Source organism: Aphanothece microscopica RSMan92 (assembly GCF_046613545.2).
Taxonomy (GTDB): domain Bacteria; phylum Cyanobacteriota; class Cyanobacteriia; order PCC-6307; family Cyanobiaceae; genus NIES-981.
Genome location: NZ_JBKKKY020000010.1, coordinates 1 through 19724 on the forward strand (window position 1 = coordinate 1; position 19724 = coordinate 19724).

Sequence of the window (19724 nt, forward strand, 5' to 3'; positions counted from 1 at the left end):
GGGATCGTGTCGGCCGCGAGACGCTTGCGTTCTACGAGCAGCTGCTGCGCCAGAACGCCTCTGGCGGCACCCGCCCCACCCTGAACACGCCAGGCTCCTGATGATCACCGAAGCTCTGCTGCGCACCCAGGCCTGGCGCTACCCGCCGCCCCTGATCGAAGGCCAACTCCGCGACATCCCACGCATCGCGTCCAACATCGGCTTCGCCCTGCGCCGCCATGCCGGTGCCGATCCGCGCAACCTGTCTCTGATGGACCTGGGGGGCGGCGTGGGGCTTTTCTCCATCGGTTGCGCGGCGCTGGGCATGCGGCGCGTCGTGCTGGTGGACGACTTCAACGACGAGGTCAACCAGGCCACCGGCAGCACCATCCTGGACCTACACCGCTCGATGGGCATCGAGGTGCACTCCCGCGATGTTGTGACCTGCGGCATCGGCGACATCGCGGGCACGTTCGACATCATCACCTCGTTCGACAGCATGGAGCACTGGCACCACTCCCCCAGGGCGCTGTTCGCGCAGGTGGTGGCCAGACTGAAGCCCGGGGGCACCTTCCTGCTCGGCGTGCCGAACTGCGCCAACCTGCGCAAACGCCTGACGCTGCTGTTCGGCCGCGGCCAGTGGAGCACGATGCGTGACTGGTATGAGGTGCCGGTGTTTCGCGGTCACGTCCGCGAGCCCGATGTGGCCGACCTGCACTACATCTGCCGTGACATGGGGCTGGTGCGCTCCGAAATCATCGGCCGCAACTGGCTGGGCCACCTCTCGTCCAGGCGCTGGGTGCGTCTGGGCGCGGCGCTGTTCGACCACCCGCTGCGCCTGCGCCCGCAGCTGTGCTCCGACATCTACCTGCTGGCCCAGAAGCCCACGGGCTGACGGGCGACGAGCCATGGCCCAGGTCTACCTGTTGTCGACCCGCCAGGACGCGACCGACCTGCCTCGCATGCAGGTCGCCGCGGAGCGTGACCGTGTGCGCCAGCACTGGCTGACCGGCCGCCCCGAAGACGCCGACCTGATCCTGTTCACCGACCCTGCCGTGCCCGACATGGCCGACATTCGGCAGCACCCGCTCTACAGGCAGCACGCATCCCGATGCTTCGTGATGGCAACCGGCGACCGCGTGCTGCCCTTCGTGCCGGGCCTCTTCGCCTGTCCCGAAAAGACAACTCATCCTGTCCACCGCAGCCGCACCGGTCCCTACCTCAGGGTGGCCTTCGAGCCGCCGGCGCCCGACGAAGCGGAAGGGTTGCATCCCTCCGAACCTGCCGAGGAGCTGCTGTTCTCGTTCGTGGGCCGCACCGAGACGGCGGCCGTTCGCGAACGCATCGCCAGGCTGCGTCATCCCCGAGGCGTGGTGATCGATGCGTGCCTTCCCGACCGGGGCCTGGCACCGGCCGCATTTCGGCGCCTGCTGGCACGCAGCCGTTTCGTGCTCTGCCCTCGGGGTTACGGCAGTTCCAGCTTCCGCCTGTTCGAAACCTTGAGGGCCGGCCGCGTGCCGGTGATCGTGTCGGACGAGTGGATCCCCTGCTCGGGGCCCGATTGGCCGTCTTTCTCGTTGATGGTGCGCGAAGACAAGATCAGCTCCCTCCCGGCGCTGCTCGAGAAGGCCGAGACTCAGTATGCGCAAATGCAGCAGGCCGCCCGCCGGGCCTGGGCCGAGTGGTTCGCCACAGATGTCGTCTTTCACCGCACCGTGGAGTGGTGCCTCGACCTCGCCCGGCACCAGCCCGCATCGCGCCGATGGGACGACCGCCACTACCGCCTGGGCCGCTGGCGGCCGTCGATGCTGCGCTGGCAGTGGGCTGGCCGTCACTGGCGGCGCCGCCTGAGGGCTGCTGCATGACATGACCCGGGCTGACGACATCAGCATCGTGATCCCTACCTACGGCCGCGAGGCCGTGCTGGTGGACACACTGCGCGCTCTGATGGCGCAGCCCGTGAGGGCTGCCGACATCATCGTGGTCGACCAGACCCCGCAGCACGAACCGCAGACGGTCCAGTCTTTGCAGCGGTGGTCTGCCAGCGGAGAGCTGCGCCACGTGTTTTTCGCGCCGCCCAGCATCCCCCGCGCGATGAACCTTGGCCTGTTGCTGGCCCGCACCCCGTACGTGCTGTTCCTGGACGACGACATCGTGCCCGCCCCGGCGATGGTCGCCTCTCTCGCCCAGGTGCTGAACAGCCTCGATGCGCGCACCACCTGCGTGGCCGGCCAGGTGCTTCAGCCAGGTGAAGCCGTGATCCCGCGCAGCAGCTGGCGGCATAGCTGGTTCCCGTTCAACAGCGCCGAGCCGGCGATGATCGACGACGTGATGGCTGGCAACCTGTGTGTCCATCGTGAATCGGCCATCCACATCGGAGGCTTCGACGAGAACTTCCGCGGTGCCGCCCTGCGCTTCGAGAGCGAGTTCGCTCGCCGCGTGCGCGCCTCGGGCGCGACGATCGAATACCGCCCCGAGGTGAGCATGCACCACCTGAGGGCCGAGCGGGGCGGCACGCGTGCCAAGGGCACACAGCTGACCACCTGGCGGCCCCACCACTCGGTGGGCAAGTACTACTTCGCCTTCCTTGGCGGCCTGTGGCAAGCGTTCCAGGCTGTGCTGGTTTACCCGTTGCGCTCGATCCGCACCCACCATCACCTGGCCGCCCCGTGGTGGATCCCGGCGACTCTGCTGGCTGAGCTCCTTGGGATGGGTTGGGCAGCGTGGCTGCGCCTGAAGGGGCCGAGGCATGTGGATCTGCGCGACCCTGTAGCGCTTGGCAATCTTCAATAGAGGCAGAACTCTGTCTACACTACCGACAGCATTTCTGGGCTTAGCGGTCTACCCCGAAAATCAGGTCTGGCCGAATGTAGTTGCTTTCGTCGCCAGTGCGCGGCGAAACTCGCCGACGAGTGAAATCGTCTTGATCACCTCACCTTTGGGGTCGCGCGACCGCGCCGAATTCCAACGTCATGGTGTGTCAAGCCTGCCACTTGCCGACCCCTCTCCTGTGGGACATGAAGCTGATCCAGAGCATCGTCAGCTGCGCAAGCAGTGGGTCATGTCGCTCTACGCGAAGAGACATCTGCATTACGCCCATGCTCTTGAGCAGATGGCTTCACGCCATGTATTGCTGACTGATACACGCGATGTTGTTGTTGCTGGAGAGTTGAGTGCTCTTGGCGCTGGAAGAAATCTGCTCTTGGCGCAAGAGAATGTGACGCTATCTCTCGGCTCAGAGCCCACAAATCGGAGCTGGATCGTGAAATGTTACGGACAAGAAGAGATGGAGAGACTGCATGAAAGGAGGATACTCTGTGCCGGAACAGTGTACGGGCCCAGCGATGCCCTGCTGGTCTATGTCCGGGAGATGTCTCAAGAGTTCATGCGCGTCGGTATCGTGCGCATCACGGAGTTTGGTGATCAGCCAGTCCACAACTATTTGGCGTACAGCGGGCGATTGCCTGTGTATGAAGTTAGTACAGCAGAGGCCGGTGGAATTAAGACAATTGGTTTGCTACCCAAGCGCCGCTTTATGTTGGGATGGGTGAGAGACTCCTTGGCTCTACGTGCACGGCAGAAGACCGTGATCTATCACCAATACGATCGCCATATGAACTCAAGAGTGTTTCGCTGGGCTTTCGCTCACGCCTCAGCCGACTCAAATTTGCAATCGTACTCTGATCACCAATGACTTGATGGGATTGTCTAAGATATGATGCGCGTAGATCGCGTCGGGCCCTCCAGCAAGAACTCAGATATCTCCGCAAGTCGAGGAATGGCCAATGTGCATATTCCTCGTCATCCGGACTTGGTGTGGCAAATTTGAATTCATGGAATGGTTTTCCTGAGGCGGTTGGCATTGTATCTATAGAGCTTTTGACCTTTGAAGATGATTGCAAATCTATCTGGCGCTTCTTTCTTGATTTGGGATCAATCAGTTTTCGTGGTCGGCTGTCTATTGGCGTGCGCCTAGATAGTGTGTAGATTGAAATTGCTAAGCTGGATTCTCGGTAAAGACGACGTATAGCGCGTTCTGGATCGTTTCGCTAAAGATGGGAGTTTCGATGCTGCAATCCTGGGTCAAGGAACTTGATAGCCGAATCCTCGGCTCAGCCTTGGCGTCTGCCCGCCGCGCATATCGCATGAACAGGTCCGGCGTGCGGGTCGGTCTGAACGGTACGCTCTCATGGCAGGTCGACATGAAAGCGCGTAACCAAGTCGCGGAACTGTGCGATATGCATGGATCAGATAAGGGATCTCGCATGGCGAGTGGTCATTCTTACCAGTGGCCGCCGCACCGTTACTGTGAGTTCTATGCGCGCATGTTCGATCACTGTCGCTTCAGTATTGGGAGGGTGTTCGAATGTGGCATTGGTTCTAGCAATGCAGCGATCTCTTCCAGCATGGGTCCGAACGCGCGCGCAGGGGCTTCCCTTCGAGTCTGGCGAGACTATTTCCCCAATGCACAGATCTATGGTGCCGACATCGATCAGACTGTTTTGTTTCAGGAAGACCGCATTAAGACCTATTTTGTCGATCAGATGTCGATTGACTTGATAGAGAAGATGTGGCTTGATATAGGTGTTGCTGATTTTGATCTCATTATCGATGATGGCTTGCACACTGTGGCTGCGGCAGAAACCCTTTTCAACAACTCATTCTCGAAGCTCAGGCAAGGTGGCGTTTATGTAGTTGAGGATATGCTTTGGGAATATGCAGTGTCTCTCTGCGATCGGCTTCGTCATCTCGGGTGTTCCCCTGAGATTGTAAGTTCGACCATGCTTTCCGGGCACCCTGACTCATTTCTCGTCATCATTCGCCGCTAACTAGGCGACGCATCCCAATCCAGCAGATTGTGGACGTCGAAGATCAGGCTCCAGATTCCTATATGGCACAGAGATGATGCGAGTTGCCTTGCTTTCGGCGGCTCCACAAGCTGCCTGTGGCAGCATGTCTATTCACGCCGAGCTGGTGCGTCGGAGCGTTGAGGCGGTGGCTCCAGATGTCCAGCTGCGCACCGTGCATCTGCTGCGCCGGCAACCCCGCGGTGCAGCGGAGCGCCTGGCGGCGGTCGCGGCGGCCCGCTGGCGCTCCAGCCAGGTTAAGGCCGATGTGGTGCACTGGCTCGATGGCAGCCATGCCTATCAGGCTGCCGGCCTGCCCTGGTCGCGCACGCTGATCACCGTGCACGACCTGATCCCCGCTCTCCAGGCCGAGGGGCACTTCCCCGGGGTCGAGCCTCCCGGCTGGGCGGCTCGCCAGCTCGTGGCCGCCAGCCTGCGGGCCCTGCGCCGAGCCGGGGCGGTGTGTGCCGTGAGCCAGGCCACCGCCGCTGATCTTCAGCGTCTCGGCGGTCGCCAGGTGGATGCGGTGGTGCCCCTCTGCCTGCGGCTCCTGCCGAGCCCGGCCGTCGCGACGGCCCCGCTCCCCCGGCCCTACATCCTGCACGTGGGCCACAGCGGTTTCTACAAGAACCGCCCGGCCGTGATCGCCGTGTTCGCGGCGCTGGCGCCTTCCTTCCCGCAGCTGCAGCTGGTGCTCGCCGGCGGTGCTGCCACCGATGCACTGCGGCGACAGATCGATCGCCTCGGCCTCACTGAACGGGTGCACTGGCACTCTGCGCCCAGCGACGCCGAGCTGGTGCTGCTCTACCGCCAGGCCAGCCTGCTGCTGTTTCCCAGCCTCTATGAGGGCTTCGGCTGGCCGCCGCTCGAAGCGATGGCGCTGGGATGTCCGGTGGTCTGCTCCAACGCCGGGTCGCTGCCTGAGGTGGTGGGATCCGCCGCACTGACGTGCTCACCGGAAGATCATGAAGGATTGATCCACGCTGCGAAGAGACTGCTATGCAATCGAAGTCTGAGGGTTCATTTGATCGAGCAAGGCCGTACAAACACGGCACGTTTTTCATTGGATCGTATGGGTCACGCCTATGCAAGTCTTTATGGGAGGCTTTACAGGGAGAAGGTGGATAAGATGCACTATGGCTAAGGTTGTCAGTCATTGTTCGTGGCATGCTTGAATCAGCCGTGTTGAATCGCTTTGGCTGAATCTGCAATGTTTGTATTTGATCCTTGGATGAGCATTGAGGATGGCGTTGGCTCTCTTGAAGCCTCAATGCCTTTGGTGACTGGCGGTTTCGAGGTGTCTGCCTGTTCATGCTTCTTGCACATCACGTAAACCGTAATACTTCTGGCCGATTCTGCTCGATTTAGCATTCTCTTGGCTTTGATGGGCATGGCGGTTCCTCGAATCAGGATTCATATTCCAAAAGAGTGGACTGCTGCCAGTAAGGGTCGCAGGATGCTGCCTTTGGCAACAAGTCTGCTCGGTTTAAACCCTGCAGTGGGATCTAGCGCTAGTCAACGACTTGCCTTTGATCTGGGCATGGACTTTACGCAGTCTTGCTCGGTATCCACGGATCTTTATGAGTCAGATTTTTTGCTCTATCCTTATCACTGGAGAAACGATGATTGCCAACATGTCTTCTCTTCTGGTATTTCCCAGGCCAGTGTGTGTAGCGGGCTTTGGCCACCGGTTTTGCTCCATGGTTCCACCGCTGATATCTTGTCGCCATCCGAAGTGATTATACCCTTTGACGTCTATACTTATCTGAATCCTTGCCTGATCAAGGGGTGTGAGCCGAAGAATGCTATGGCTTCGCCATTCTTTATTCCTGATCTTGTCCAGGGCTCATGGTCTCCAGTTGGAGAGATGGATACGCCTTCCATAGGGTTTTGCGGAATTGCCGCGCCGCTGAAAACCCCTTTTAATTTTACCAAGCTCACTGACATGGCGCGGCTTGGTGCTACCTATCTCTCATTTCTCGGTATCAACTCGGATAGACTCTTAAGAAGAATTCGGAATAATAGCAAGCACGCTTACAGGGCAAGGCTGATCAGAAATCTGGCAAGGGAAAAGTCTTTTAACACTTCATTCATCCTTCGCGATCGCGGAGGCCTGGTTAGCAATGCCTACTATAGGATGACCGATGATAGCCCATATATAATTGAGTATCTTGATTGCATTAATAATAATCTCTACACCATATGCACTCGGGGGACCGAGAACTACTCGGTTCGTTTTTATGAGACATTGTGCCTAGGGCGGATCCCGATACTTGTTGATTCTGACATCGTTCTGCCGTTTGATGGCAAGATTAATTATAGAGAACGATGCATTTTCATTGAGCCTGCGGAGATTTCAGCGGCCGCTGAGATTATTGCTGAGTGGCACTATTCTCGAACCGCCAAGCAGCTGGAACAGATTCAGGCGAGCAACCGGGAACTGTGGCTTACGCATCTCTCCCATGCGGCCTTTTATCCACGTCTGCTTGAGCACTATCAATCCATGCGCTGAGCGATGGATGCCGTTGGTGGCGCCCAAGTGCGCTCCACAATGGTTGTATAGGTCATTGATGCATGCTTGTCTGTACGACATGCTGTGTCCAGATGCAGGCCTCCTTGAGATATACGCACTGACATGCAGATTTGCGTTGACGCCCTGGCGGTGACCAACCTATCGGGACGCCGTGTGCTGCTGGGCCATCTCGCCGAGCTGATCGCCGCTCACCATGAGCAGCATCGCTTTGTTGTGTTGCATCATTGGGGCAACCGCGATCTCATCCGGGATCTCGGCGCTCCCGTGCGCTGGCTGCAATGCCCGGGCCTGACCCGCCACTGGACCGGCCGCCTGCTGTGGCAGCACACGCTGCTGCCGCTGCTGCTGCGCCGCCACCACATCGACGCGGTGCTCAGCCCCACCGGCGGGCTCACCCCCGCCACGGCCCTGCCGCAGATCGTGCTGGCGCAGAACCCTTGGTGCCTCGTGGCGTCTCTGCATCGCGGGCCCGCGGCCAGACTCAAGGCGGCCCTGCAGCGTCACGCCTACCGCCGGGCCCAGCGCCGGGCCCGGCTGCTCTTCTGCAATTCGGCCTTCCTGGTCCGGCTCTATGCCCGCAATGCCGGCACCCCACCCCGCCCGGAACCGATCCTGGCCAACGGCATCGATGAAGCCATCTTCCTCGCTGCACAGCCGATTGCTCGCTTCGACGCGCGGCTGCTGGAGGTGCTCACCGTGTCGGTGATGGCCCCCCATAAGGCGATCGAACTGGTGGTGGAGGCCATCGCGCTGCTGCGGGGCCGGGGTGTGGCAGTGCGACTGCGCCTCGTGGGGCCCTGGGCCGATGCGTCCTACCGGCGCCGGATCGAGCGGCAGATCGCCGCGCTCGGCCTCGCCGATGCAGTGCTGATCCAGGGCCGGGTCTCTGAGGTGGAGTTGCACGGTTTCTTCCGCCGGGCCCGGGTGTTCGTCCTGCTCAGCCGCTGTGAGTCGTTTGGCCTGCCCGCCGTGGAGGCGCAGGCATTCGGCACCCCCAGCGTGGTGGCCGATCTCGGGGCCCCACCGGAGATTGCGGGCCCCGGTGGGCTTGTGGTGCCACCGGAGGATCCCGCCGCGGCTGCTGCCGCCCTGCAGAGCCTGCTCTGTGATGCCAACGCCTGGGCGCAGGCGTCGGCCAGTGCCGTGGCCAATGCCGAGCGGTTTCGCTGGAGCACCGTCTCCCGACCACTGGTTCACTGCCTGGAGCAATGGAATCAGAGCGGCTCGGTTGACCCTGGCTAACGTCAGCCAACGGCGCTTGCTCCAGCGGCCATGGCACTGTTCGTTCTGCTCACCCTCGGTGCTGTCGCCACGCTTTCGGCCTTGGGCAACTGGCGCTCGGGCTTGATCTGGATGCTGGTGATCGCTGCCGTGCAGGATCCCCTGCGCAAGCTGGTGCCGGGGGCCCCAGGCAGCCTCCTGCTGATTGTGATCCCGGTGTTTCTGGCCACGGGCTTCGGCCTGATCAGTGCCCGCCGGCATGTGTGGTTGGGCTTCCAATCCTCCTTCCCGGCTGTGGCCCGAAGCCTGGGCTGGTTTGTGGTGGCCTGCCTTCCCGCGGCGCTCCTTTCGCTCACCTATGGCCCGGGTTCGTGGGCCTTCACGGCCTTTGGCGTGCTCTCCTACGGCATCATTCTCAGCTCGATCCTGATCGGTTTCTATTACCTTCGCTCCGAACGTGAGCTCAGGCGCCTGCTGGCGATCTACTGCCTGATCACCGCTGTGGCCTTGACTGGCACCTTCCTGGAGTATTTCAAGGTCGATGCCCTTGCCGACATTGTTGGCACGAAAGCACTGGATTTTGACTGGATCCGCTATGGCTCCGGCTACACCGTGCAGCTCCTGGCGGGCTTCTACCGCAGCCCCGATGTGATGGGCTGGCATGCGGCGGCCGCGGCGATGCTCTCTCTGGTGCTTGTTTTTGCCGGGCGCGATCCCGGGCGCTGGCGCTGGCTGGCGGTCACAGGAATTGCGATCGCCGCCCTGGCGGTATCGGGTCGCCGCAAGATGGTGTACATGCTGCCCTTTTTTCTGTTGATGGTGGTTCTGCTGATCTTGCAAAGTCGCAAGCGTGGCCTCGATCTGCAGAGCCTGGTGTTGCTGGCATTGCCCCTGCTCATTGCGTTTTCAGTAGGCAACTGGCTGGGCGCGGAATCTGAATTCGTTCGGTATTACACCGATAACCCCAATGATGTAGCTGTCCAGGCCCAGCGGCATGGCTGGGAGGCTGTGATCGGCACGTTTCAGCAGACGGGATTCTGGGGTTCGGGCCTGGGGTTCGCCACTCCTGGCGCCCAGAACATTCCGTTCCCCAGGCCCAGGGTCTGGCAGGAGAGTGGGATGAGTCGACTGATGGTGGAGCTCGGTGTGCCTGGCCTGTTGATGATGCTGGTATTCATTGGCAACCTGCTCATGGCAGGCCTGCGCAGTGCCCGCTGGCAGTTTGCGGCACACGCTCCCTTTGGCCGCTATTCCATCGCCCTGCTCGCCTTCGTGCTGGCCAACATCGCCAGCCTGGCCATCTCCGGCCAGATCCTGGCCGACCCGTTCATCGCCTGCTTCATCGGCCTGATGATGGGCATGCAGTTGTCGCTCACGCGCCTGGCCTGGCGGTTGAGAGCCGCCGAACCAGTCATGGATGGCCCTCCCCAGGCGGCGATCGCTGCCGCATCCTGAATCACTCCCGCAGCGCCGCGTGATCCAGCGCCTCGATGCCTACCAAACCCCGCCACACTGGCATCCGGGCCGGCCCTGGTTGGTGCAGACCGTCTGGTTCTGCCTGGGCTCGCCGCTGCTGGCGGCCCGCTGGCTGCCAGGGTCCCCCTGGCGCGTGCTGCTGCTGCGCGCCTTCGGGGCCCGCATCGGCGCAGGCTGCCGCCTCAAGCCCGGCGTGCGCGTGCAGCTGCCCTGGCGGCTGGTGGTGGGCGACCACTGCTGGCTGGGGGAGCACGCCTGGTTCGACAACCTCGCCCTGGTGACGCTCGGCAACCGGGTGTGCGTGTCGCAGGGGGCCTACCTCTGCACCGGCAACCACGACTTCCGCTCGGCCGGCTTCGAGCAGCGGCTGGCGCCGATCTCCGTGGGCGATGACGTGTGGATCGCCGCCCGGGCGGTGCTGGCCCCCGGCACCGTGGTGGGCCCCGGCGCCGTGATCGCCCTGGCGGCGGTGGTGAGCGGTGTGGTGCCGCCCGGCGCCCTCCTGCGGGGCAACCCGGCCGTGGTGATGGGGCAGCGGTAGGGGGCAAGCAGGCTGTGCCCAGCGCTCGGAATTATCTGACTTAGGACTTGGTAATTCACCTCTGGGTTTTCCGCCCCTCGCCTCCGTCATGCGCAGCACCATCACCGCCCGCGGCCAGACGGTCATTCCTGCTCCGATCCGTGAGCGCTTCTCGCTTGGCCCCTCGCAGCGGCTCGAATGGATCGTGGAGGCCGATGGCTCGATTCGTGTGGTGCCGGTGGATCCGTCGCCCGTGAAGGCCTTCCGCGGTCAGGGCCGCTGCGGTGGTTCCGCAGACCGCCTGGTGGCCGAGCGGCAAGGCTGAACGCCATGACGAGCGTGTCGGCGAAGCCTGATGGCTGGCCTGCTGCTGCTGCTCGACACCTCCGCCTTGCTCACCCTACGCGACGATGAGCCCGGTGCCGACCGGGTGGAGCAGGCTCTCGGGGACTCTCACCGATGTTGCGCCTGCTTCCTCAGCCGCATGGAGGTGCTCTACCGGGTGTGGAAAGACGAAGGCGAGCGGGCTGGTCGTCTGTCCTACGAGCAACTCAAGGCTCCGCCGCTCGACTGGATCGAAGCTAGCGAGCCGCTGCTGGAGCGGGCCGCCAGTCTCAAGGCCTGCCACCCTGCTGCACAAAGATCCGGAGTTCCGTGCCATCGCCGAGCTTTCTCAGGAGTGGCTCGGCTCTGAAGTTGCTCAGCCTGAGGCCACCCTGTGAATCGGGAGGCTGATCGCCTGTGCGTGTCCGGCCAGCCGCTGTCTTGATGTTCTGGATGCCGAATCCGCGTTGATCGTGCCTGCGATCACCACCCAGGCTGTGGTGGCCATCGCCGCTGTCCAGCTCAGCCACTCCCTGCGTCTGCCGATGACAGGCATCATCCTCTTCGCCGCGGCCCGCATCCATCAGGCCCGGTTCTACACCGTGGACACCGATTTCAAGGGCCTCAACGACGTTGAGGCGATTGCGAAACAAGGCTGAAAGCTTCCATTCAACGTCCCGTGATTCATCCAAGGGGGTCTGGTCATGCGCCGCATCTGGAATGGATCGTGAAGGAGGAATGCCGCCAGGTTGAACCCAGACCTGGGCTGGGCTGCGATCGGCTCAGTCGAGCCTGCCTGATGCTGCACATGTCGAGGATCAGAGGGTCATCTCACTATCTTTAGACGCCATGCTTCCAGCCCGCTCCGCCATCTTCGCTGCCCGATACCGTGGCTGATTCACTCGATCAGGTCACCCCGCTGATCCTCACGTACAACGAGGAGGACAATATCGGCCGCACCCTCGAGGGTCTGCGCTGGGCACGGCGCATCGTGGTGATCGACAGCGGCAGCACCGACCACACCCTGGAGATCCTCCATGGCTTCCCCCTGGTGGAGGTGGTGATGCGGCAGTTCGACAACTTCGCGGCGCAGGCCAACGTTGGCCTCGGGTTGATCCGCACCCCCTGGTGTCTGAGCCTGGATGCTGATCACGGCATCACCCCGGCCTTTGGCGCGGCTCTGTCTGCGCTGATCGCCACCCTGGAGACGGATGTGGCGGCTGTGCGCACGCCGTTTCGCTACCTGGTGCATGGCCGCCCCCTGCGTGGCGCGCTGCTGCCTCCTCGCATCAATCTGATGCGTCCCGGTGCGGGCCACTACGTGAACGATGGCCACGCCCACCGCTTCCTGCCCCACGGCCGCGTTGTGGAGCTGGCTGAGCCCATCCTCCACGACGACCGCAAATCGCTGGATCGCTGGCTGGAAGCCCAACGGCGCTACCTGCCCCAGGAGGTGCACAAGCTGCGCACCACCCCCCGCCACCAGCTCTCTCGCGCCGACCGGCTGCGCCTGCGCCATGGGATCGCTCCCTTCGCGGTGCTGCTGCTCTGCCTGGTGTGGCACCGCGGCCTGCTCGATGGCTGGCGCGGCTGGTATTACGCCTTCCAGCGGATGCTGGTGGAGCTGATGCTCAGCCTGATGCTCTGGGAGGCGCGGCAGTCGGAGGTTGTGGGTGACGTTCCGCGTGGCTGATCCCATCTCCCACTTCGATTACCGCTGGTCAGAGGAGATTCCCCACACCCTCGCCTATCTGATCAGGCCGCTGTTGAGCCTGTTGCAGGAGGGCACAGCTCCTGGTTGTCGGATCCTCGATCTGGGCTGCGGCAACGGCGCTCTTAGTGCCCACCTCAGCCGCCTTGGCTACCAGGTGGTGGGTGTGGATCCCAGTGTCAGCGGCATTGCTGTGGCGCGTCGATCTTTTCCTGCGGTGGCCTTTCATCAGGCTCCTGCTGCGCCTGATGCACTCCAGGCACTGGAGCTGCCGCCCTTCGATGTGGTGATCAGTACCGAGGTGGTGGAGCACTGTTACGCCCCCCGTCAGTGGGCCACAGCGGCCTTCGGAAGCCTCAGGACCGGTGGCCGATTCATCTGCTCCACGCCCTACCACGGCTATTGGAAGAATCTGGCCCTGGCGCTGAGCGGGAAGCTCGACGGTCACTTCACGGCCCTCTGGGACGGTGGCCACATCAAGTTCTTCTCACGCCCCACCCTCACCGAGCTGTTGTCGGAGGCCGGATTCGTGGATCTGAAGTTCATGGGTGCCGGCCGCTGCCCATGGTTCTGGAAGTCCATGTTGATGGCTGGGCGCCGGCCCTGAAAAGAGATGCTGCCCTGTTCACTCCCAGACAGCAGCACCCCTACCTAGGCGATCGAGGACATAAACCCGACATGATCCATCTGGTCATTCAATACGACACCAGTAATCTGCAGATCATCCAGGCACATCTCCGCTGCCTCAAGGGATATGGTGATAGTGGCTCTGAGGAGCTGGCAGTTCATGCAACGCGACCCGTTGATGCCAATCACCCCCTGATAACTCAGCTGTTTCAAGGGTGGCTGGGAGCTTGCCGATCATCGGCAGCAGCGTGACCAGAGTCCGGAAGCCATCCTCTTGGCAGACCGCCTCATGGTGTGGGTGCCGTCATCTTGACCACCGTTGACGCGGTGGCGTTCACGTTTATCTTCCTCATAGTTTCACGGGACGAACCCAGAGTGTTGGCCAGCGGTCGCCTCGATTTCGCGTGACCCTCACAAGCTTTCCCGGTCTTCGCCTGGCTAAGGGTGTGTGCCTCCGCTTGAGGCAGCGGTTCCACTGGCGTCAGCAGCGCAGCCGCAAGGCCAGGCTCACGCTGGTGAATCAGTTCTTTCCGCCTGATTACGCCGCCACCGGCCAGCTGCTCGACGACCTCACCCGGCGCCTGGCAAGCAGCGGCCTTCAGAGCCAGATCCTTACCGGCATGCCGAACTATGCCGGTGGAGCGAGGGAAGCGGCGAGTCTGGAGTTCGAGCCCAACCGCTGCATCCGCCGCACCCGCGTCACCCGCTTCTGGCCCCGGCGGATCCGCGGCCGCGCCGTGAACGGCTTGTTTTTCTGTCTGCGCATCGCGGCACGGTTGATGCGCTATTCCTGGCGCGGTGATCTCCTTTGCTACACCACCGAGCCGCCGTACCTGCCCATCGTGGGCTGGCTGGTGCACCGTCTCACCGCCACCCCCTACCTGCTGATCATCTACGACCTCTACCCCGAGGTGCTGGTGGAGCTGAAGGTGCTGCCGGCCGATCACTGGCTCTGCCGGCTCTGGCGCCACGGCAACCGGCTCGCCCTCGCCGCGGCCCAGGAGGTGGTGGTGCTCAGCCAGCCGATGGCGGATCGGATCGCGGCTCTGGCACCGGCGGTGCGGCACAAGCTGCAGGTGATTCCCAGCTGGGCTGACCCCGAAACCATCCGGCCGCTGGCCAAGCTGGCCAACCCGTTCGTGCGCGAACACGGCCTCGAGCAGGCCTTCACCGTGCTCTATTCCGGCAACCAGGGCCGCTGCCACGACCTGGTCACCCTGGTGGCCGCAGCGGCCATCCTCCAGGCCGAGCGTGACATCGTGTTTCTGATTCAGGGGGATGGACCGCAGAACACACGGCTGCGCCATCTCGTTGCCGATCTCAATCTCGCCAACTGCCGCTTTCTGCCCTGGCAGGACCCGGCCGTGCTGCCGCTCGCCCTGGCGGCCGCCGATCTGGCCGTGGTGAGCGTGGGCATCCAGGGGGAGGGTCTGGTGGCTCCCAGCAAGCTCTATGGCCATCTGGCAGCGGGCACGCCGATCGCCGCTATCACACCAGCCACCTCCTACCTCCGCCCGCTGGTGGAGAACGGGGGCTGTGGCCGCTGGTTCGCCAATGGCGATGCGGTGGGTCTGGCGGCCTGGATCCGCGCCCTTCACGCCGACCCGCCCCAGGTGGCGGCGTACGGCCGAGCGGCCCGGGAGCTGCTGCTGGCCACGGCCAGCTTGGAGAAGGTGAGCGCGGCCTACCTGAGCCTGATCCTGCGCCATCTGCCGGCCCGCAAGCGCGAGGTGCTCCGCTGCGAAGGGTTTGTGAGTTCAGCTGCAGTGGTGGACGAATTTTCCGCGGTGACTCACTAGGATGAAGACTCAGCTGTCTTGTCCATGGACATCGTCACGTACCCCTTTTGGGTACAACTGACCAGGATTCAACGATCGAGCCTCCAGGCTATCGGGCTGCTGGGCGCTGTGAACTCCTGCCGGCTCGCGGGTGGCTGATCCCCTTCTGCCACCGCGGCCAGCCAGGTTTCGCCTGGCGTCCATTCTGGGCGGTGCCCTCCTTACCACAGGACTGGCGCTCGGATGGGAGGGCCAGGCCAAGGGGGCCGATCTGGTGTTGTCGTATAGCTTCAGTCAAGATATTACTTTTAGCTATTACAAGGATAGTCAAAATAACCCTGAGACGAGTTCGCTTTCTGGATCCTTCTCGTTGAACTGCGGTCCCCTGTCGGCACTGGAGTGTGTGACCAGCCCGGGAACTGCGGCCGATCCAACCCAGGTTGAATTGACCAATGTGCAAATCAATCAGCCCGCTACTACTTTCACGGCCGGTTACTACTTCGATACAGCGGCGAATTCCTATTTTCTTGAATTCCGAACAAAAGAGCTTGATACCGGCGGAAAAGGACAGGCGCTGAGGATCGCCTTGGCCAACGCGCTTCCCCCTGGAGAGGGTCAGTCGGCTCCTTACTCATCGATCGGTTTGATAACAACTGGGAGTTTTTACTGCAAGAGCACTGATAATAACATTGGTTGCCCCGGCCAGGACAATCCATCTACTGGTCAGACGGGGCAAATCTTTTGGTTTTCTCCTGGGGCCAGTGTGAACTTGGTGAGTATCAAGATCGTTCCAGCTCCCTTCTCTTTGCTGCTCCTGGCTCCTGCCGCTCTGATCTCGCGTCTACGGCGCCGCTACACAGTGCGCACCCCAGTATCCTGATCCCGTACCCAGCGGCTGGTTCGTCAGGGTACCTGGGTCGGGGTGCTTTTGATGGGATGCTTTCCGGCTCATGACAAAGCTTCTTTCGAGCCGATGGCCGGCTGCGCGAACGACTCTTGGATGGCTCTTGGATGCCTCTACTGTCCAAGCCGTCGATAATCTTGGCTACACCTTTGGATCGGGGGTCAGCTTTTCTTGCGGCGGAAGAAATGGCACGACCACTCCTGGCGGCAGATTGACCGGCAGCTTCGCCCTCGAGTGCGGCTATGCGGCCTCCGCCCAGGATTGTCTGACCTATTTCCGGTCAGACGACAGGTCTGACCGATTGAGAGACTTACGATGGGGGCTTGGATCTATTTCAAAGGCGGATCCTAGTGCTATCAGGACATCACCACCTTTTCGCTCACCTCGCCCAAATGAACCTTGTTGTCGGGAGGCTGTGACAGCACGGAGCCGCCACTGACGAGCGTCTCCTGTCCCAAGGGGAAGACGCTGACCCTGCCATATTTCAATGGCAATGTGAGGGCTGTGCCAGCACCCTTCGGTCTTCCCCTGTTTTTCATTCCGCTGCGTCGATAGCCTGAGGCGATGGAGTTCACCGGCCGTCGCACCCGCAGTCTTGCCCGGCTGGCTGCCTACGTGCTGCTGCTGGTGTTTCTGCTCAGTCTGCTCGGCTCGGCCCTGCCCCTGCCGCTCGGCGATCCCGACCGGGCCATGTTGCTGCTCAACGAGGTGCTGGAGCGCTCCCCACTCCCCCTGATCGGCGTGCTGGCGCTCTTCTTCGGCTTTGCCGAGGACGCTCAGCCGGCCATCTGGGAAGTGATGCTGGCCCGCGGGTTGCGGCCGCTGCTGCGCCTGGCCGCCCTCGCCTATCTGCTGCTGGCCCTCGCCGTTCTGGGCCTGGCCGATCGCATCGAAGCCAACGGCGTGCAGTTGCTCTCCGGCCAGCTGCAGACCTCGCTGCAGAGCCTGGAGCGGTTGCGCCGGGGTGTGGATCAGGCCGGGGATGCCCAGACCCTGCAAACGCTGCTGGCCCAGGATCCCCGCCTCATCCAGGCCATGCAGCAGGCCGGCATCACCGTGGGCGAAGCCCGCACCTTCCCCCAGCAGCAGGCCCTCGCCCGGCAGCTGCTGGAGCGCGCCGAGGGGAACCTGCGCCAGACAGGCCAGCGGCGCCGCGCCGATGCCAGCGGCAACCTCACCCGCCAGAGCGTGCGGCTGGTGCTGGTCGCCCTCTGCTACGCCGGCTTCCATCTGCTGGCCAGTTTCATCTGGCCACCCTCCCTGGCCCTCACCCTTGAGCGGGCGGTCGAGCGCCGCCAGGCCCTGGCTCTCGAGCAGCAGGAGGAGGCCATTGATCCCTCCCCCTGAGCCCCTTTCAGCCGTTCAGCCAGCGGCGCAGGCCCTGGGCCCACATCCGGCGGTTGCGTTGGTTCGGCAGCAGCCGTTGAAGCGCTGATCGCTGCTCCACGCCCTCGGCCGCCTCGCTCTGGTAATAGCTGTAGGCCACAGCGGGATCGTAGGGATCGTCGCCGCCGTAGCCGCCGTAGCCATAGCCATACCCGCCGGTGTAGGGCCGCTGCAGCTCATCCCGGGCCACGCGCGCATTGGTCACCACGCCCAGCAGCGGTGCCCCGGCTGCCTCGATCCGCTCCAGCGCCTGGGCCGGCAGGGAGCGATCCACCCGGTTGAGGCTCACCAGCAGCAGGATCCCGTCGAGCTGCTCGGCCACCAGCGCCGCATCCGCCAGACCCAGGGTCGGCGGGGTGTCGTAGAGGATCAGGTCGTAGTTCCCCGTGGCCGCGATCTCCTTCACCAGCTCGGCCATCCGCGCCGAACTGAGCAGCCGCGGTGGATCGGGTGGCCGACGGCCGGCGGTGAGCACATCCCAGCTGGGGTAGTCGGGCAGGGTCTGCACCACCTCGCGCCAGTGCCTCTGGTCGTCGGTGAGCAGGGTGGTGAGCCCTTCGATGTTGTCCAGCCCGAGCCGCAGGTGCATCTGCGGCTTGCGCAGATCCGCATCCACCAGCAGCACCCGCTGGCCCAGTTCGCAGAGGGTCTTGGCCAGCAGCACGATCGCCAGACTCTTCCCCTCGCCCGGGATCGAGCTGCTCACCGCCACCGAGCGCACCTGCCGGTCGCTGTTCAGGAAGCGCAGGCTCGTGTAGAGGTTGCGGAAGGCCTCCTGGTAGGAGAAGCGTTCGTAACCGGCCAGGCCGGCGGCTTCGGTGTCGAGCTCCTTGAGCAGGAAGCGCTTCGAGCGGCGCACCCCCTTGAAGAAGCTGATGTGGGGGATGTGGCCCAGCAGCGGTTTGCGGAGGTCTTCGCGCACCTCCCCCGGGCTGTGGAACACATGGTCGAGCCGGTCGTGCAGCAGGGCCGCCCCGGTGCCGGCCAGCAGCCCCAGCAGCAGACCCTGCATCAGCCCGCGGTTCAGATCGGGCTCCACCGGTGTCGGATTCACCCCCACCGGCGCAATCACTTTCCAGGGCACGTTGTTCTGGGCGATCTCCAGCTGGAACTGTTCCCGTGTGCGCTGGTAGCCCGCCAGGTTCGATTCGGCGATGTCCAGTTTTCCCTTGAGTTCCTGGAACTCCCGCAGCAGCGGCGGCTGGCTCTTGAAGCGTCCCTCCAGCTCTACGATCTGGGTTCTGGTGGAGGCGATCGCCTTGCTCTGTTGTGCCAGAGCCGCATCCACGGCCTGCAGTTCCTTGCGCAGCAGCTCCGGCCGCAGACGATCCCGCAGGGCCACCAGATCCGCCAGCATCGGGGCTCCGGGCTGGTAGACCGCCCGCGCCGCGGCGATCTGCTCCTCCAGCTTGGTGAGCACGGAGAGTTCCGATTGGTTCGGCACATCCAGGCTCAGGCCAGTGCCGCCCCCGGCACCGCTCTCACCCCCGGCGCTGCTGCTGAAGCTGCGGGCCGTGAGTGTGCCGCCGGCCACGGCGCTGCGCACCTGCTGCAGCCGCTGCAGTTCGGCCTGCTGGGTCAGCAGGGTGCCGCGCAGCTCCTCCACCCGGCCCCGCACCGCCTGGGCTTCCTCCTCGGGTGCCAGCACGTTGTGGCGGGTGCGGAATTTCTGGAGCTCCTCCTGCAGCTTGTTGCTCCTGGCCTGGAGCAGCGGAGCCTGCTCGTCGAGGAATTTCACCCCCTCGGTGAGTTTCTGGCGCCGCTGATCCAGCGACCATTCCAGAAAGCTGGCCTCGCTGAGTTCCAGGGCCTTGCGCACCATCGCCACATCGCCGCCCCGGGAGGACACCGCCAGCACGCCACCGGAGACGAAGCTCTGACCACCGGCGCCGGAGGTCACCAGCGACACATTGATCGAGGGGGGACTCCTGTCCGGGAACTGCTTCGCCAGCTGGGTGTAGACCGGTTCGAGCACCACCGGGCTCTGCAGCACCTGGATCAGGGTGGGCACGTCGATGCGGCTCTCGTTGCGCGCCACCGAGGAGATCGCCCCGCCTTCACCGCTGCCGCCCCCTGCCGTGCTGGCCTCGTTCACCGGATCGGAGATCAGCAGCGTGAAGCCCCCCGCATACACCGGCGAGAGCACCCGGTTGGCCAGCGCCCGTGCCCCGGCGATCGCCGTCACCGCCACCACCACCAGCACAAAGGTGCGCCGCCGCCGGCGCAGCACCTTCAGCAGGGTCTGCAGCTTGAAGCCGCCTTCGCCATCCCCCTCATCGAGGCTGGGGGGGGTAGGCACGTAATAGAGGGCAGCCCCCTTGGCTGCCGGTGTCGGCGCTGGTCCGCTGCTGGTGGCCATCAGATCAACCGAGTCAGCTGCCGATCAGCTGCAGTGTATGGACCCTGGCGGGATTGAGC

At 63.3% G+C, this 19724-nt stretch carries 21 protein-coding genes; 18 read left to right on the top strand and 3 right to left on the bottom strand.

All coding sequences use genetic code 11. The annotated features are described in order from the left end of the window. Positions 1-100: 100 nt before the first annotated feature. The 6 genes from ACLD7X_RS04340 to ACLD7X_RS04365 all read left to right on the top strand — a co-directional run bounded on the left by ACLD7X_RS04340 (position 101) and on the right by ACLD7X_RS04365 (position 5970). Positions 101-874, top strand: a complete 774-nt coding sequence (locus tag ACLD7X_RS04340; RefSeq protein ID WP_411422261.1) for a class I SAM-dependent methyltransferase — start codon at positions 101-103, stop codon at positions 872-874. 13 nt (positions 875-887) lie between these two features. Beyond that, on the top strand, positions 888-1844 hold the full coding sequence (locus ACLD7X_RS04345; RefSeq protein WP_411422262.1) for an exostosin domain-containing protein: 957 nt from the start codon (positions 888-890) through the stop codon (positions 1842-1844). Position 1845: 1 nt separating this feature from the next. Then, the gene (locus tag ACLD7X_RS04350) at positions 1846-2772 is read left to right on the top strand and encodes a glycosyltransferase family 2 protein (RefSeq protein WP_411422263.1); all 927 of its coding nucleotides are present in this window, start codon (positions 1846-1848) and stop codon (positions 2770-2772) included. Beyond that, on the top strand, positions 2756-3673 hold the full coding sequence (locus ACLD7X_RS04355; RefSeq protein ID WP_412006823.1) for a hypothetical protein: 918 nt from the start codon (positions 2756-2758) through the stop codon (positions 3671-3673). The genes ACLD7X_RS04350 and ACLD7X_RS04355 overlap by 17 nt, the downstream gene beginning before the upstream one ends. Before the next feature lie 373 nt (positions 3674-4046). Continuing rightward, on the top strand, positions 4047-4808 hold the full coding sequence (locus ACLD7X_RS04360; RefSeq protein WP_411422265.1) for a class I SAM-dependent methyltransferase: 762 nt from the start codon (positions 4047-4049) through the stop codon (positions 4806-4808). Between the two features lie 124 nt (positions 4809-4932). Next, positions 4933-5970 carry a glycosyltransferase family 4 protein gene (locus ACLD7X_RS04365; RefSeq protein ID WP_411422266.1) on the top strand — a complete coding sequence of 346 codons (1038 nt, stop codon included), beginning with the start codon at positions 4933-4935 and terminating at the stop codon, positions 5968-5970. Positions 5971-6002: 32 nt separating this feature from the next. Here the strand turns inward: ACLD7X_RS04365 and ACLD7X_RS04370 are convergent, their stop codons facing one another. Beyond that, positions 6003-6218: a hypothetical protein gene (locus tag ACLD7X_RS04370; RefSeq protein ID WP_411422267.1), complete on the bottom strand. Its 216-nt coding sequence runs from the start codon at positions 6216-6218 to the stop codon at positions 6003-6005. Between the two features lie 64 nt (positions 6219-6282). Here ACLD7X_RS04370 and ACLD7X_RS04375 point away from each other — a divergent pair, with 64 nt between their 5' ends. The 11 genes from ACLD7X_RS04375 (at position 6283) to ACLD7X_RS04425 (ending at position 15896) form a co-directional block, all read left to right on the top strand. Then, entirely contained in the window at positions 6283-7338 is a 1056-nt protein-coding gene (locus ACLD7X_RS04375; protein WP_425625091.1) for an exostosin domain-containing protein, read from the top strand. 123 nt (positions 7339-7461) lie between these two features. After that, positions 7462-8601, top strand: a complete 1140-nt coding sequence (locus tag ACLD7X_RS04380) for a glycosyltransferase (RefSeq protein ID WP_411422269.1) — start codon at positions 7462-7464, stop codon at positions 8599-8601. A gap of 30 nt (positions 8602-8631) precedes the next feature. Next, complete coding sequence (locus ACLD7X_RS04385; protein ID WP_411422270.1) at positions 8632-10035, top strand: hypothetical protein; 1404 nt, start codon at positions 8632-8634, stop codon at positions 10033-10035. A 19-nt stretch (positions 10036-10054) separates the two neighbouring features. Beyond that, a complete protein-coding gene (locus tag ACLD7X_RS04390; RefSeq protein ID WP_412006825.1) occupies positions 10055-10597 on the top strand; it encodes an LbetaH domain-containing protein in 543 nt (180 codons plus the stop codon). An 88-nt stretch (positions 10598-10685) separates the two neighbouring features. Then, the gene (locus ACLD7X_RS04395; RefSeq protein ID WP_411422272.1) at positions 10686-10901 is read left to right on the top strand and encodes an AbrB/MazE/SpoVT family DNA-binding domain-containing protein; all 216 of its coding nucleotides are present in this window, start codon (positions 10686-10688) and stop codon (positions 10899-10901) included. Between the two features lie 30 nt (positions 10902-10931). Continuing rightward, positions 10932-11270 (top strand): PIN domain-containing protein, encoded by a 339-nt coding sequence (locus tag ACLD7X_RS04400; RefSeq protein WP_411422273.1) that lies wholly within the window; start codon positions 10932-10934, stop codon positions 11268-11270. 97 nt (positions 11271-11367) lie between these two features. Beyond that, the gene (locus tag ACLD7X_RS04405; RefSeq protein ID WP_411422274.1) at positions 11368-11559 is read left to right on the top strand and encodes a PIN domain-containing protein; all 192 of its coding nucleotides are present in this window, start codon (positions 11368-11370) and stop codon (positions 11557-11559) included. 230 nt (positions 11560-11789) lie between these two features. Beyond that, positions 11790-12593 carry a glycosyltransferase family 2 protein gene (locus ACLD7X_RS04410; protein WP_411422275.1) on the top strand — a complete coding sequence of 268 codons (804 nt, stop codon included), beginning with the start codon at positions 11790-11792 and terminating at the stop codon, positions 12591-12593. Beyond that, complete coding sequence (locus tag ACLD7X_RS04415) at positions 12586-13218, top strand: class I SAM-dependent methyltransferase (protein WP_411422276.1); 633 nt, start codon at positions 12586-12588, stop codon at positions 13216-13218. The genes ACLD7X_RS04410 and ACLD7X_RS04415 overlap by 8 nt, the downstream gene beginning before the upstream one ends. Before the next feature lie 478 nt (positions 13219-13696). Then, positions 13697-15037, top strand: a complete 1341-nt coding sequence (locus ACLD7X_RS04420) for a glycosyltransferase family 4 protein (RefSeq protein WP_412006826.1) — start codon at positions 13697-13699, stop codon at positions 15035-15037. A gap of 130 nt (positions 15038-15167) precedes the next feature. Next, on the top strand, positions 15168-15896 hold the full coding sequence (locus tag ACLD7X_RS04425) for a hypothetical protein (protein ID WP_411422278.1): 729 nt from the start codon (positions 15168-15170) through the stop codon (positions 15894-15896). A 380-nt stretch (positions 15897-16276) separates the two neighbouring features. On the opposite strand, the gene ACLD7X_RS04430 is transcribed toward ACLD7X_RS04425, so the two are convergent. Beyond that, entirely contained in the window at positions 16277-16495 is a 219-nt protein-coding gene (locus tag ACLD7X_RS04430; protein WP_411422279.1) for a hypothetical protein, read from the bottom strand. Between ACLD7X_RS04430 and ACLD7X_RS04435 the strand changes: the two genes are divergently transcribed. Continuing rightward, on the top strand, positions 16485-17267 hold the full coding sequence (locus ACLD7X_RS04435) for a hypothetical protein (RefSeq protein WP_411422280.1): 783 nt from the start codon (positions 16485-16487) through the stop codon (positions 17265-17267). The genes ACLD7X_RS04430 and ACLD7X_RS04435 overlap by 11 nt on opposite strands. Before the next feature lie 7 nt (positions 17268-17274). On the opposite strand, the gene ACLD7X_RS04440 is transcribed toward ACLD7X_RS04435, so the two are convergent. After that, positions 17275-19665 (bottom strand): polysaccharide biosynthesis tyrosine autokinase, encoded by a 2391-nt coding sequence (locus ACLD7X_RS04440; protein WP_411422281.1) that lies wholly within the window; start codon positions 19663-19665, stop codon positions 17275-17277. Positions 19666-19724: the final 59 nt, after the last annotated feature.

Coding starts and splice junctions, on each gene's coding strand:
- ACLD7X_RS04435 (WP_411422280.1), top strand. CDS start 16,485: ATGGAGTTCACCGGCCGTCGCACCCGCAGTCTTGCCCGGCTGGCTGCC.
- ACLD7X_RS04440 (WP_411422281.1), bottom strand. CDS start 19,665: ATGGCCACCAGCAGCGGACCAGCGCCGACACCGGCAGCCAAGGGGGCT.
- ACLD7X_RS04350 (WP_411422263.1), top strand. CDS start 1,846: ATGACCCGGGCTGACGACATCAGCATCGTGATCCCTACCTACGGCCGC.
- ACLD7X_RS04380 (WP_411422269.1), top strand. CDS start 7,462: ATGCAGATTTGCGTTGACGCCCTGGCGGTGACCAACCTATCGGGACGC.
- ACLD7X_RS04360 (WP_411422265.1), top strand. CDS start 4,047: ATGCTGCAATCCTGGGTCAAGGAACTTGATAGCCGAATCCTCGGCTCA.
- ACLD7X_RS04385 (WP_411422270.1), top strand. CDS start 8,632: ATGGCACTGTTCGTTCTGCTCACCCTCGGTGCTGTCGCCACGCTTTCG.
- ACLD7X_RS04395 (WP_411422272.1), top strand. CDS start 10,686: ATGCGCAGCACCATCACCGCCCGCGGCCAGACGGTCATTCCTGCTCCG.
- ACLD7X_RS04340 (WP_411422261.1), top strand. CDS start 101: ATGATCACCGAAGCTCTGCTGCGCACCCAGGCCTGGCGCTACCCGCCG.
- ACLD7X_RS04370 (WP_411422267.1), bottom strand. CDS start 6,218: ATGCCCATCAAAGCCAAGAGAATGCTAAATCGAGCAGAATCGGCCAGA.
- ACLD7X_RS04365 (WP_411422266.1), top strand. CDS start 4,933: ATGTCTATTCACGCCGAGCTGGTGCGTCGGAGCGTTGAGGCGGTGGCT.
- ACLD7X_RS04400 (WP_411422273.1), top strand. CDS start 10,932: ATGGCTGGCCTGCTGCTGCTGCTCGACACCTCCGCCTTGCTCACCCTA.
- ACLD7X_RS04345 (WP_411422262.1), top strand. CDS start 888: ATGGCCCAGGTCTACCTGTTGTCGACCCGCCAGGACGCGACCGACCTG.
- ACLD7X_RS04375 (WP_425625091.1), top strand. CDS start 6,283: ATGCTGCCTTTGGCAACAAGTCTGCTCGGTTTAAACCCTGCAGTGGGA.